The sequence below is a fragment of the Idiomarina sp. OXR-189 genome, assembly GCF_034373425.1.
GTDB lineage: Bacteria > Pseudomonadota > Gammaproteobacteria > Enterobacterales > Alteromonadaceae > Idiomarina > Idiomarina zobellii.
Window position 1 is genome coordinate 2,504,228 of record NZ_CP139706.1, and the last position, 13,130, is coordinate 2,517,357.

The 13,130-nt window shown below is 46.3% G+C and carries 12 protein-coding genes; 5 read left to right on the forward strand and 7 right to left on the reverse strand.

The annotated features are described in order from the left end of the window. Positions 1 to 45: 45 nt before the first annotated feature. The gene (locus UM402_RS12315; protein ID WP_058578552.1) at positions 46 to 660 is read left to right on the forward strand and encodes an FMN-binding negative transcriptional regulator; all 615 of its coding nucleotides are present in this window, start codon (positions 46 to 48) and stop codon (positions 658 to 660) included. A gap of 170 nt (positions 661 to 830) precedes the next feature. Further along, positions 831 to 941, forward strand: coding sequence for a S26 family signal peptidase (locus UM402_RS12755; protein ID WP_416182888.1), 111 nt, complete (start codon positions 831 to 833; stop codon positions 939 to 941). Between the two features lie 119 nt (positions 942 to 1,060). Here the strand turns inward: UM402_RS12755 and UM402_RS12320 are convergent, their stop codons facing one another. After that, entirely contained in the window at positions 1,061 to 1,894 is an 834-nt protein-coding gene (locus UM402_RS12320; protein ID WP_058578553.1) for a hypothetical protein, read from the reverse strand. A gap of 490 nt (positions 1,895 to 2,384) precedes the next feature. Here UM402_RS12320 and UM402_RS12325 point away from each other — a divergent pair, with 490 nt between their 5' ends. Beyond that, positions 2,385 to 3,509 carry a hypothetical protein gene (locus tag UM402_RS12325; protein WP_058578554.1) on the forward strand — a complete coding sequence of 375 codons (1,125 nt, stop codon included), beginning with the start codon at positions 2,385 to 2,387 and terminating at the stop codon, positions 3,507 to 3,509. Between the two features lie 59 nt (positions 3,510 to 3,568). On the opposite strand, the gene UM402_RS12330 is transcribed toward UM402_RS12325, so the two are convergent. After that, a complete protein-coding gene (locus UM402_RS12330) occupies positions 3,569 to 6,298 on the reverse strand; it encodes an EAL domain-containing protein (RefSeq protein ID WP_058578555.1) in 2,730 nt (909 codons plus the stop codon). A 123-nt stretch (positions 6,299 to 6,421) separates the two neighbouring features. Between UM402_RS12330 and UM402_RS12335 the strand changes: the two genes are divergently transcribed. Beyond that, a complete protein-coding gene (locus UM402_RS12335) occupies positions 6,422 to 7,453 on the forward strand; it encodes a phospholipase A (RefSeq protein ID WP_058578556.1) in 1,032 nt (343 codons plus the stop codon). Between the two features lie 3 nt (positions 7,454 to 7,456). Here the strand turns inward: UM402_RS12335 and UM402_RS12340 are convergent, their stop codons facing one another. Continuing rightward, entirely contained in the window at positions 7,457 to 9,430 is a 1,974-nt protein-coding gene (locus UM402_RS12340; protein ID WP_416182889.1) for a ligand-gated channel protein, read from the reverse strand. Between the two features lie 149 nt (positions 9,431 to 9,579). Here UM402_RS12340 and UM402_RS12345 point away from each other — a divergent pair, with 149 nt between their 5' ends. Further along, positions 9,580 to 10,437 (forward strand): LysR family transcriptional regulator, encoded by an 858-nt coding sequence (locus UM402_RS12345; protein ID WP_058578558.1) that lies wholly within the window; start codon positions 9,580 to 9,582, stop codon positions 10,435 to 10,437. Here UM402_RS12345 and UM402_RS12350 read toward each other — a convergent pair. The 4 genes from UM402_RS12350 to UM402_RS12365 form a co-directional block, all read right to left on the reverse strand. Next, positions 10,411 to 11,067 carry an SDR family oxidoreductase gene (locus UM402_RS12350; protein WP_058578559.1) on the reverse strand — a complete coding sequence of 219 codons (657 nt, stop codon included), beginning with the start codon at positions 11,065 to 11,067 and terminating at the stop codon, positions 10,411 to 10,413. The genes UM402_RS12345 and UM402_RS12350 overlap by 27 nt on opposite strands. A 62-nt stretch (positions 11,068 to 11,129) precedes the next feature. Then, positions 11,130 to 11,567 (reverse strand): GGDEF domain-containing protein, encoded by a 438-nt coding sequence (locus UM402_RS12355; protein ID WP_322295349.1) that lies wholly within the window; start codon positions 11,565 to 11,567, stop codon positions 11,130 to 11,132. Further along, on the reverse strand, positions 11,536 to 12,507 hold the full coding sequence (locus UM402_RS12360) for a PAS domain-containing protein (protein ID WP_322295350.1): 972 nt from the start codon (positions 12,505 to 12,507) through the stop codon (positions 11,536 to 11,538). The genes UM402_RS12355 and UM402_RS12360 overlap by 32 nt, the downstream gene beginning before the upstream one ends. A gap of 60 nt (positions 12,508 to 12,567) precedes the next feature. Further along, positions 12,568 to 13,107: a DUF1415 domain-containing protein gene (locus UM402_RS12365; RefSeq protein WP_058578560.1), complete on the reverse strand. Its 540-nt coding sequence runs from the start codon at positions 13,105 to 13,107 to the stop codon at positions 12,568 to 12,570. Between the last annotated feature and the right edge of the window lie 23 nt (positions 13,108 to 13,130).

Here is a 13,130-nt window from a genome sequence, read left to right on the forward strand (position 1 = left end):
ATCGGCTGATTAAAACGTTTAACTGCCTTCAACTAACGGGAACTTATGTATATACCGAAAAATATGGAAATGACTGAAGCCGAAGCAATCAGCAAATTTATTTCTGATTATGGGTTCGGTGTTTTGGTCTCACCTGACTTGTCAGGAACTCACCTGCCTTTAATTTTTGAACCAGAAGAGGGAGAGCTCGGTTGTCTTTATGGACATTTTGGCAGGTCTAACCCGCACTGGGAGACTTTAGAGAACCAGCGTGTAATGGTCATTTTTAACGGGCCGCATTCGTATGTGTCCCCCTCATGGTATAAGTCTAAGCCCGCCGTTCCAACTTGGAACTACGTAGCAGTTCACTGTTACGGGATTGTAACGCTACTGGACGACGAAGAGAACGAGCGGGCAATGAGTCAACTAGTGGCAAAGTATGAGCCTGAGTTACTTGATGATCAGGAACTGATGCCACCTGATTATCAAGCAAGGCTCCGCAAGGGGGTTGTCGGCTTCAAAATTCTTGTTGACGATATTCACGCCAAGGAAAAGCTGGGGCAGCATCGAAAAACCGATGACCAAGAAGGGGTGTTCTCAGCACTTCGAGAAAGCACTCACCCCGATGCGGCTGCTTTGTCGTCATATATGAAAAGACGGAAACTTGGCGTTGGTAGTTAACCAAATTCACTACAACCGCTTTTGATGATATTCCTCTCCGAGATACTCTCGAGCAATTGGTTGTAAAGGAAACATTAGGAAGCGCGGAGCATTTGATTACCTACACTCCAGAAAATAGCCCGGTTCGCAGCTTTGAAGAAATAACAGTCACTGAAGGTAATTACTTTATTTTGGGTGATCACAGGGACAATAGTCCAGATTCGCGCTACATCGGCTTTATTCCCAGAGACCAAATTAAAGGGAGAGTTTTTAGAGGCATGAGAGCACTAGATTCATTTTGATTCCTCGGATTTGAGGATGAAAAGTCCGCTGCTCGCTCTTAGCAGTCTTTTTTGAGTAACAATACAAGGGATAAGTACGGACCAATCACCGTTGACAGAATTCGGTATTCACCCTCACGTCATATTGAATACTTATATGAGCCGGAAGGTTTTTGTTTACTCAACAATTTTGGAGCTTTCTTAAGACGACCACGTACCCCTTCAAGACTTTCCGGCTCAGAAAACTCGGAGTCAAACTGTGCAAGCTCAACAAAATTTTTTAAATTGGACGCAATGTCTTTAAGTACAAAAGATAAATCACCGTCCTGAACTACTAGTTGTTGCCCCGAGGACGACTTGACCCGAGTGCCACTCCCTCCAAATGAAGTGCTGACCGATATACTTAGTCCAAAGTTTCTGGTTATTTCGGTTAGTTCAATTACAACATCGACTTTTTCCTCAAATGGGGTTTCTTGAGCTAATCTGCTTAGCCCCTCTGAGATATCAGAAGATAGCTTCTCTAAAGATTCGCTGTAGCTACTGCCGACTGCTAAATCCCCCGACCTAGCATCAGGAAATATCGCTTTGTGCAAGGTTTTGAAATTCGATATCCTTGATTTAGCTGGATTTATCGAGGAAGTATATTCTTCAAAAGCCTGTTGGTGTTTGAAAAAATTTGAAAAGTTATTGTTTGATTGAGTAACTCGTATCTGTTCTTTTGTTTGCACGGAACGGTGGTTCGCAGCTAATAAAGCTATGACTGGGATTAAAGAGGCCAGAACACCTATCGGCACTTTATAAGCCTTCACAAAGAAATTGAAACCCTCGTAATCAAGTTTTGTTATTAGGTTGGAATGAGATGCAATTATTACGGAAATAACTGCAGCTGTTAAGAAACCCAGGAGAATAGTGGCCTGAACTACTCGCAGCTGGAAAAAGCTTTTATGCGGGTCAAAAGCGAAAAATTGTCGCATTCTTTAACCTTCTAACTGTTTAATAACTTACATGGCTTATTTTTGCACTTTCTTGTCGGTTAAAAAAGTCTATACAACATTTCAGTGGAACTTAGAAACTTCATGTCAACAGTCCGCGAAGAGCGGACCTTCTTATTTTCAGTCAATTCCAACTAGTGACTAGCCGTCCCGTTATTCGTAAGTGTGGGTGTCGCTAGCGGTGCATGGCATATTCACGTCGGCAATATTGCGCGTTTTGTTGTTGTTTTGTGTATTTAAGTCGTTTACTGTCAATGACATAACAAAAAATGAAGGTTAGATATTGTGCGTGCGTTTAAGTGTGACTGAATATGCTCAAATTGCTTTCCCTTATTCAGATGGTTCTAAGTTTGGAACCGTAGTTAACTCAGTAACTTAAGAGTCAACAACTATGAATTGAGTGAGTTACAAAGTGCACACGCACAATATACAAAGGTTAGGCATACATCAGTTAGAGACAAAAGAGGTTCATTTGAAAGAGAAGAATCCCCTATCAAGGTTTTTGGTTTTAAAAGGCGGCTTTGTTGACATTTTACTAATAGCTGTAGCTCTAGGTCTCTCGGTAAGCATCTTAGGCAGTGTTGCTATTGATATTTTTAAACTTAAAAAAGTGTCAATGCTCATTCTTTCTATAGCATCCGTATTAATACTAGTTACCTTTCTTGCCCATAGGATTCTGAGTAGTCTAGAGAGGACTATCAGATATGAAGGGACGCTTACTTTTCAAGAAACTGATGAAGGGCTTACTCCCCTAGAAGTAGAAAATTACAAGATACCCTCTAAGGTTTCTGAGTACCTTGGATCTGCCTTTACGGAAAATCCTGCCCTTAAGAATATATGGGATAAAAAACCAATAGCGTGTATGTTTCCCGAAAGTACGGGAAAAGAATTAAACTCCAATCAGCTAGTAAAGCAAGCTATCGAATATACTTTACTTGATCAAATATCAATGGATATCCAAGCTTACTTTGCTAAAAATAGCATTGATAAGTCTGTATTAAAGGAGTATTCGAGAGAGGATTTGCCTGATTTTTTATTGGGTAATAAATTTTTTGACCTATTTACAAAGCCTATGGATGAAAGGGCATCTTTTGTGGGAAGAGAAGGTGATGATGACCTCCCTGGAAAAGTTGTATGGGCTACCGGAGAAGATGGCGCGATATTTAACCATTTTGAACTCACTCTTCCCGAAGGATCTTCATTAAAAAGGGCAGAAAGTGGAGCTATTATTTTAAGCACGAAAGTCTTTGAATTATCACTGAATCCAAGTTTTGAAGGCTTTGGCAGTGTGTGGCCTCGTGATTTTGAAAAGCTTTACATTGGAATTAATGACTGGTCTTCATTGCACTCATATCAATTCAACTTAGATATTGAAGTTAAGTTTAATCAATTATCTCTGCTTATTGGTAAGGGCTGGGAATATTACTCTTGGCTAGACTCCCTAATTGAACAGCTTGAAGGTTATGTTGATGATGAGAGGTTCTTAAAAGATATTGGGTGGGCTACTGTTTATACTAGTCATATTATATCTAAAAATCAGCCGCTACTGCCTAACAAATCAAGCAAGAAGGATGCGGTAAATCGCGCCTCTTCTTGAGGCGTTAAAGTCTGCTAATGGCACTTAACGGCCATTCGCGGAAAAACCACATTGCCACCTCACAACCCCTCATACCCACCCCAACCTTCAGGGCATTTCCAGTTTTTAAGCCATGGCAGCACGTCTTCTGCGGGCATCGGTTTCGCAATGCCGTACCCTTGGCCCAGCACACAGCCTAGCTCTACAAGTGTTTTGCCTTGTGGTTCGGTTTCGACGCCTTCGGCAATAATGCTGAAGTTAAAGGCGTCGGCCAGGCCAATAATGCCTTTTACAATGGCGAGGTCGCCTTCGTCTGTCAGCATATCGCGCACAAAGCTTTGGTCTATTTTTAAAGTCTGAGCAGGCAGCCGCTTCAGGTAGTCGAGCGCGGCAAAGCCAGTTCCGAAGTCATCCAGAGACACGGCAATGCCCATTTTTTTGCATTTCGCCAACACCTCGGCGGCTACATTAATTTTGCCAATGGCGGCGCTTTCCAACACTTCTATTTCAAGAAACTTGGGTGACACATCGGGGTAATGGAGCAAGTGAGTGTTCACAGAGTCCAGGAACTCGTCGTCCAGCAGTTGCAGCGCGTTAATATTAACGCTCACCGGCAGCTCAATGCCTTGTGAACACCATTCATTGACCTGCTTCAGTGCTGCGTCGAGCACCCAGTTGCCGACATCAATGGAGAACGGATGTTCTTCAATAAGAGGCAGGAAGTCTCCCGGTGGAACCAGGCCTCGTTCAGGGTCGCGCCAACGCAGAAGCGCCTCAACGCCAATAACCTCGCAGGTTTTCATATTGACTTTAGGCTGGTAAAACAACTCGAGTTCATTATTGCTCATAGCCAGTTCCATGCGCTGAATAAGCTGCGTTAACTGGGTCTGCGCTTGCTCTCTTTGAGTATCAAACCAGGTTATGCGGTCGCGGCCATTACGTTTTGCCTGATGCAGCGACTGGCTCGAGTGGCGAATGAGGGTATCGGCATCGTTGTCGTCCTGCGGATACGCCGTAACCCCAATACTGACCGTAATATCCATCGTGTATGAGCCAACCGTAACGGTTTCTGACAAGTCCGACTTTATGCGCTCGAGTACCTCATTAACCTTCAGTTCGGTTTCGCCGCCTTCAATAACCAACAAGAACTCATCGCCGCTGAGGCGGCCAACAGTGTCCCCTTCACGCAAGGTTGCGCTAAGGCGTTTGGCGAGTTTTTCTATCACTTTGTCGCCAACGGTATGGCCAAACTGAGCATTAATATTCTTGAAGTTATCGACATCTATTGACGCCACCACCACTATTTCGTTTTTACGGCTGGCAATGCTTAAGGCGTGCTCTAAGCGGTCGCGCACCAGCAGAATATTGGGTAAGCCAGTCAGGGCATCGTGGTAGGTTCGGTATTCTAACTCCCGCTTATGAGCGAAGCTGCGTTCGGTCACATCGGAGCTAATGCCCACAAAGTTTTGCACCTCGCCTCGCTTATTTTTAATGGCGCTCATGGACGCAAGCTCCGCATAAAACTCGCCATTTTTACGGCGGTTCCAAAGCTCGCCCTGCCAAAAGCCGTCTTTTATCAGCTGCTGGAACATAGCTCGATAAAACGACTTACCCTGACGCCCCGACTTTAAAAAACGAGGGTTCTTGCCAAGCACTTCACGTTTTTTATAACCGGTAATGCGCGTAAACGCGGGGTTCACATCGAGAATGCGGCCATCGGCGTCGGTAATAGTAATGCGGTCCTGCGTATGCTGAAAAACCGAGTCGGCCAGCATAATTTGCCGACGCACGTAGCGTAAAATTAGCCAGCTTAAGAATAGCGCGGCCAGCAACACCAACGGCGATATAATGGCGTAGCGCCATAGCTCATTGAGGGACGACTCGTAGGAGTTCGTCGCACTCTCTTTAATATTCGAGATTAGTCGTTCTTCAACATCTTGAACGGTCGCAATAAGCTGTGTCTGCTGAGCGATCCAAACATCAGCGTCCATGCCCTGAAGTAACTCATTTGGCATTCGTGTTGCTAGTAGCTTTTGTCGAAATTCCGTCGTTAACGCTGACAATTCACCGTCTGGCTCCACCGTGGTCTGACTTTCAAAACCAATAAGTAAGCTACGTTGGCGACCGGCGTTGTAGGCCAGTTGGCGAATGTCATTCTGACTGATTTCGCCGGTGACTAATGCCTTACCGACAATAGCTCGTTCTTGCCCCAGCAGCTCTCTTAATCGGTTTAATATAAAGTAAGCATTTACTTCCCGGGAAAGGCTAACAATAGGTAAGTCGCTCGCTAATTCGCTGAGCTGACTGTTGGTTTGTTGAATAACACTGGTATAAAACTGAATAGCTTCGTCAGCCGTGGCGACTTTGTTGTCGACACGTTCCCGCATGACCGGTAACTGACTAAGCGCGTCGGTTGTTATTTTAAGGCTCTGGTAGAGCGACTGGGTTTCGGGGTTAATATCGACCGAGCTCAACTGCTGTTTTAAGTGCTCTAACTGCTGGTTGGTTCTTTCACGGCTCTGCGCGAGCCTGGCTCGAAACCTGTCTGCGCCAGCATCAGCTATTAAGACACTCAAGCCTCGCTCACGCTGCAATGTGCCCACAAGCTGACCAGCCGCCGTCACCAGCGTGATATTATCATTCAGCGCATCTAGTCTGTTTACCGACTGACGCAGCTCCAGAATGTTAGAGCCTGACATCCAGATAATAGCGATAATCGGCAATAGCAAAGCCGCTGCAAAACGATACGAAAGTGGCAGTTTGTCGAATAATTCGAGCGCGCGATATGAAATACGCTTTCTCCCCCGCAAGTTGAATTCCTTTTTAATCACTTACTTTTTGTAAGTGTATAATAAAACTCACCTGAATGAGTGATCTAAAACTGTTAATTCCGCTATAGTAGACAGAAGCTTACCGTTTGGAGTCGTACCTTTATGAAAACATGGATTCGTCTTAGTGCAACAGCCTCTTGTATGTTTCTTTTTACAATGGCTCACGCACAGCAGCTGTCCGAAATGCAGCAGTGCCTACTCGATAAAATGAATACGGCAGAAGCAACGAAAACGACCATTGCAGATGTTCGCAGCCAGTGTGAAGAGCAATTACGCAGTGCTGAAGACGAGGAAGTGGTTGAAGTCGATGCCGTGGAAGAGCCAGGTGTGCTCACCAACAGAATGAAAAGTGAAAAGGTCACTCAGTTTGACCCTTACGTTCTTACCCCACACCGCCGCAACTATATGCTTCCCGTGCTCACGACGAACAATATCAACCGCATTCAGTACGCTGACATAGAAGGTTATAAGCAAAACCTCGAAGAATACGAGTCAAAGTTTCAGCTAAGCTTTAAAGTACCGCTCAATAAAGAAAGCTTGTTGTTCGAAGATGACCAGTTTTTCTTTGGCTTCACTGTGCAGTCGTGGTGGCAAGTTTATTCGGACAATATTTCTAAGCCGTTCCGCGAAACTAACTACATGCCTGAGTTTTTCTACGCAACGCCGACCGGCTGGCATCCGTTTGGTACCAATACCGCCTTAGTGTTTGGAGCAGAACATTTGTCGAATGGTCGCAGCCAACCACTGTCGCGCAGTTGGAATCGCTTCTACGCTCAGTTTGTCGTTGAAAAAGGCCGTTTTGTGTTTTCGCTTAAGCCGTGGGTTCGCCTACAAGAAGACGCAAAAACCGACCCGCTTCAGTCCAGTGGTGACGACAACCCAAATATTACGGACTATGTTGGCAACTACGAATTCACTACCGCATACAGCGACGGCGATTTCGAGTACATTTTAAAGCTTAACCACGCCATAGACACCGGCAGAGGCTCCGCCGAGCTTAACTGGACGTTTCCACTCGGCGGTAAGTTTATTGGTTATACGTCAATTTTCACCGGATACGGAGAGAGCTTGATTGACTACAACCACAAGCAAACTCGCTTCGGTATCGGTATTGCGTTAAATAACGTACTTTAACGATTAAAAGCTGTAGGCGGCTGACAACCAAAGACGTCGGCCGTCTTCAACATAGCCGTATTCTTCTACGCCAATTTCTTTGTCTAGTAGGTTATATATACCTGCCGCCAACTTAATGTCTCTCGTGACATAGTAATTAACACCCAAGTCCGCCAATGTGTAGGAAGGCGCAACCAATACGTCCTGCGAAGGGCCTGTTGTTGGCTGGCTCTCCTCACCACGATAATGCACACGTAACCAACTGTTCCATCGTTTATTCGGCTTCCAGTTTAACGATGTTTGTATTAGGTGCTTAGGCAATTGATTTAGAGGGTCGCCTGCATATTCACCCGATTTTTGCTCAGAGTCAGTGTAAGTATAATTACCTTTTACGGACCAATGACGACTCAGCCGTGAGTCAACCGTCAGCTCGACCCCGCGGGTCACCGCTTCATCAATATTCACACGTGTCGTTGGCATTGAGCCAAACTGGTTAGGCCCAGCGTCACAAATCGTTGCAGGGCAGGCGACACGAGTAATTTTATCGTCAAACTGGTTATAAAAGACGGTTGCAGAGGTCGATGTATGACGACTCCAGTCGGTATACAAACCCAACTCATAGTTGGTCGACGTTTCTGCTTCTAAATTTGGGTTACCATAAACATCACCACCACGGCTGACCTGGCCCCAATCGGGTGTGGTTTCACGTAAGCCTGGAGCTCGGAACCCCGTTGAAACACCACCTTTTATGGTTGTTGCGCGACTCAAATTATAAACACCGTAAACGCGAGGGCTCCAATGGCCGCCGAAAATATCATCGTCGTCGTAGCGCACACCTGTAGTTAAGTCTAAACCTTTAAACAACGGCCAGGCCGTTTCTGCAAATACCGACCATTGCGAGCCCTCTACTCGGGTACGATCACTGACTTGGTTGCTGGTTAAGTCTTCCAACTCTTCCTTAAAGTAGGAAACGCCGGTATTGACTGAATTGTCATCAAATAGCGGTAAATTCCAGTGGCTTTGGAAGTCGGTATTAGTAATAGTCATTAGACGCGCTTCGTTTTCATATTCGTCGCGTTTTAAGTAGCTGCGGGCGCCCACTAACCCCCATTGCCCGTTGTGAGCAATGGACACGGAACTACTGTCATAGACGGTACTTGAAGACTCAGGACACCCGCGGCGACCACATTCTTCACCCGGCGCCAGCGGCTCAACCGTTTTTCCCAAAGACGCATCTATTGTCTGTTTAGCGGTACCTACCTCAAACAGAATTTCATGGTCCCGGTTTGGCGTATAAGCCAGTTTCATGTCCGCATCTTGCGCCGTTTTATCACGAAAGCCTTCGACAATTTCATCTTCTAGCCGACGCGTGTAGCCTGCTGATAGCTGAAGCCCTAAAGTATCTTTTATGAGTGAGCCTGCCGTAAAAAAATTTGTCTGATAGCTGTTACCCGACTCCGATCGTTCCTGCAACGTACCATCAACTTTAATTTCAGAGCGCCATTCGTCCGGAGTTTTACGCGTAATGATATTAATAACGCCCCCAATTGCATCTGAACCATAGAGTGAAGACATCGGCCCTCGAATAATCTCAATGCGATCGATGGCCGCCAGTGGTGGCGTCCAGGCACCTTCCACACCAGGGCCATCGCTATTCGGGCGGGTTTCACGAGAGCTCTGACGCTGACCGTCCACCAAAATTAAGGTGTAGTCGGCTCCCATCCCGCGCAGACTAATATCCTGACGATCACCACCGCCAGTTACTACAACGCCCGGCGCATCGGTCATGGCATCGGTTAAGTCTTTATAAAAACGCTGTGACAATTCGCTTTTGTCGATGACAGAAATAGAAGCAGGTGCCTTTTTAATATGCTGAGCAACGCCAGAGGCCGTAACCACCATGACCTCCATATCTTTATGTTTGTGACGTCGTTTTTCGCGATCGTCGTCTGCACCGTCCTGTGCATGAGCGGTACCCAAGGCAGAAAAAATAGCCATTGAAAGTACACCCAGTTTCAAGCCATTCTTAATAACGTTCACAAATCGCCCCTTTGTTAAATGAGAATAATTTTCATTGGCGATCATAAATGTTAAGATAAATTCATCAACGTCGAAATTCTGAAATAGGTTTTAAGCAGGACTAAAACATGAACCCAAAAATGATTCGGTCAATGAAGGCTTTTACCCGAACTGTCGAGCTGAACAGTATGAGTGGGGCGGCAAAGGAACTGCACATGACGGTATCTGCGGTTAGCCAACAGTTACAGCGCCTGGAAAAAGACAACGGTATAGCGCTGTTCCACAGAAACACTCGAACGCTAACGCTGACCGAAGCCGGGAAAGTGTTTTATCAGTCGTGCTTAGACATGCTGAACATTGCGGCGCGTAATCAGGAACAGTGGGAGGCGCTGACCAAAACACCGCAAGGGCAAATTAAAATGATAGCGCCTGTTGGTTTTGGTGGTGGGTTGCTTAGTGAGCCGTTAAAGCAGCTGCAACAAGAGTTTAAAAACGTCCATTTTCAGCTGCACATGACCGACGAACCTGTTGATTTAATTACCGCTGGTGCCGATTTAGCCATTCGTATTGGTCCACTGGCTGATTCCGCCCTTTACGCTAAACATTTAGCCGACTGGAACATGGTTCCTTGTATTGCCGCTTCACACCCGGCTGCGCAGAATACTATCAACAGTTTTGAGGATCTCCCCGAAGACTGCTTTATTGGGCATATGTCGAACTCATCAGAGCTTCAGTTCCCACAGCCAAAAATCATGCTGAACAATATGCAAACTGTGGTTCAGCTAACACTGGATGGCGTCGGCTATGCGTTACTGCCAGAACCAGAAGTTAAACACCACATTGAAAGTGGTCACTTACTGCGTTTACTGCCAGATTGGCAAGGCAGTCCGTACAGCGTGCATGCGGTGTTGCCAGTTAAGGACAACATCCCGGCAAAAACTGAACGGACTGTTGAGGTGTTAAGCGAGTTCTTTCATAGCTTGTAAGGACTGCTGAACGTCACTGTCGCCCGACATCAAATCAAAAGCTTGATGTTCTGTTCCTGATTCGTCGAGGCAGCGAAATAATACGTTCGCTACATCTTCACGAGGCACAGAGCCTGGAGCCAGTGACTCGCCTACAACCACTTTGCCGCTGGCAGGGTCATCCGTTAAGGCTCCGGGACGCACTATCGTCCAATTGAGGCTGCTACGCATTAACTCTTTGTCGGCATAATGCTTCGCCGCGTAGTAAGGCAGTAGCTGTTCCGCCCAGTTCTCGCGGTTATTAGCTTGCCATGCGCTGACCATAATAAAGCGTTTCACGCCGATGTTCTCAGCAGCTTCAACGGTTTTCACTGCACCGTCTAAATCCACTAAAAGTGTTTTATCATCACCTGTGCCAGCGCCAGAGCCAGCGGTGAAAACAACAGCTTCAATACCACTAAGCACTGTTTTCAAATTATCCACAGAGCCTTCTAAGTCTGCGAGCCTGGACTCAACACCTTTCTCTTCCCATGCCTGCTTTTGTTTCTGTTTCCGCACCACAGCAACAACGTCGTGTTTATCGTCATTCTGCAGCTGGTCGACAAGGTGCTGACCAATTTTTCCATTCGCACCGATAACGGAAACTTTCATAATTCACCTCCAATTTTAACTGTCTGATCATACGCATTGAAGGCCCGGATTAGATCGCTACGCTACTTTGACCAAACAATGCAGTTTCGGCCTGCGTGCTTGGCTTTGTAAAGAGCCTGGTCGGCGCGGCGGTAAATGCTGGACACATCGTCACCTGTCTCGCTGGTAGTCGCCCCAATGCTCACGGTTGGGTTAATGACATCGCCTGAATCCAGGGTTACAACGGTTTTCTCTACTGCTTCGCGAACACGTTCTAGTACCGCTGAGGCGTTGTCTTTGTCCGTGTAGGGCAGGATAATCATAAACTCTTCGCCACCGACCCGAATGACAGTGTCACTGCCTCTTAAGCTGTCGTTCATAGCGTTGGCACCAGCTATCAGCACTTGGTCACCGACGTCGTGACCGTAGGTGTCATTAATGGACTTAAAGTGGTCAAAGTCGATAACGGCTACGACACAACAGCTGTCTTTATAGTGGGTTGCCAGCCCCTGCTCTAACATTTCCATGCCTGCGGAGCAGGTTTTTTAAGCCAGTAAGGGAGTCGGTGTAAGCAATTAACGCCATATCATCGCGTTGACGCATGAGATCTGATCGCACAGCTTGCTCAGCAATAACGGTTTCAACGGCCGTACCCATCATACGAACCATTTCAATTTCTAACTCACTGAAAGCTTCCCGGCGTGTCGTTTTCTTAGCAAAGCCCAGTACGCCCCAAACAACGTCATTAATAACAATTGGGGTACCGATATACGACTGCAGGCCATAAGTTTGAAAGGACTTGTGGTCTTTAAAGCGTTCGTCTTTGTCGGCTTCGTTGGTATGAACCAACTCGTTCTCTGCTAACACAACCGAGCAATAGGTTGTCTCTAAAGGCAGCTGAGTGCCTGCTTCCAGGTCTAACTTTGCCGTTTGCACCCACTCAATGGTGTATACGCCATCGATGATTGAGCTTGCCATGCCAATATCTACGTCTAAATAGTCGACACCAAACTTCAACAACTCATCAATAGAGACAGGGTCAATTCGACGGCCGCGCTTGTGAATAACATCATGAATGGTGCGCATTAAGTCGACAGAAGCATAGTACTCTGTCACGTCTTCAATAATGGCGTATAAGCCAATAGCTTTCTTTTCCTCATTCAGTTCGGGAAGGTAACGAACATCGAGAAAGCGCTTGCGGCCATCACGAAAACTCACCGTTTCAGAAAAGGACGTCGGCTTTCCTTTATCAAACACTTTGTCATGTTTTACTTTTACTCGGGCGTAGGACTCGTCATCCAGTACGTCAGACACAGAGTAGCCAAGAACCTCTTCCTTCTTTAAGCCCAGGAATTGGCAGTAAGCTTTATTGACATAACGGTAGCGCCGCTTTTCATCAATGAAAGCGACCATAGTGGGTAGCTTTTCCAGAATTTTATTCGATAGCTGACGCTCTGGCATAATCCTCACCTTTACTCTTCAATAAAGAATAGCCTACGCCATTCAATTCGTCAGCCCAAGTTAACCGTTTAAAATCTTTATAAAAAACTCGGCCCCTTTGCGACGGCAAAATTCTATATTGCGCTCGGGTATAGACTCCGGGTTTTCGTACTGCTCAATCACCTTTTCTAAACTCGCTTCGCGTAATAAGTGCAATGTCGGAAATGGAGAGCGGTTGGTGTAATTGGCCGGGTCGTCCTGGGGCTCACCGTCAAAGCAGTAGTCCGGATGAAAATGCGCTAGTTGATAAACGCCTTCATAGCCTTCCTCAATAAGCAGTGCGTCGGCCATGTCGACCAAGTCTAAAAAGCCATGAAAGCCTTCGAAACCCTGGGGAAGAATAAAAAGCGTGGTCTCGGTTTCAGCTGTTTCGTCTAAGTGCTTCGCTTCATCCAGCAACTGTTGTAACACTGACGCTATGTCCGGTTGCTCTGCAACAACGTAGCGAATACTTTTGCGCTCAACTTCGCGGCGCGCAAACGGGCAGATATTGTATTTCACAATAAGCTGTTGCACCCAACGCTGGGTTTGCTCAATAATCGTAGGTATCTCGGCTGTCATTTTAGTATCACCAAAAGGAGGCT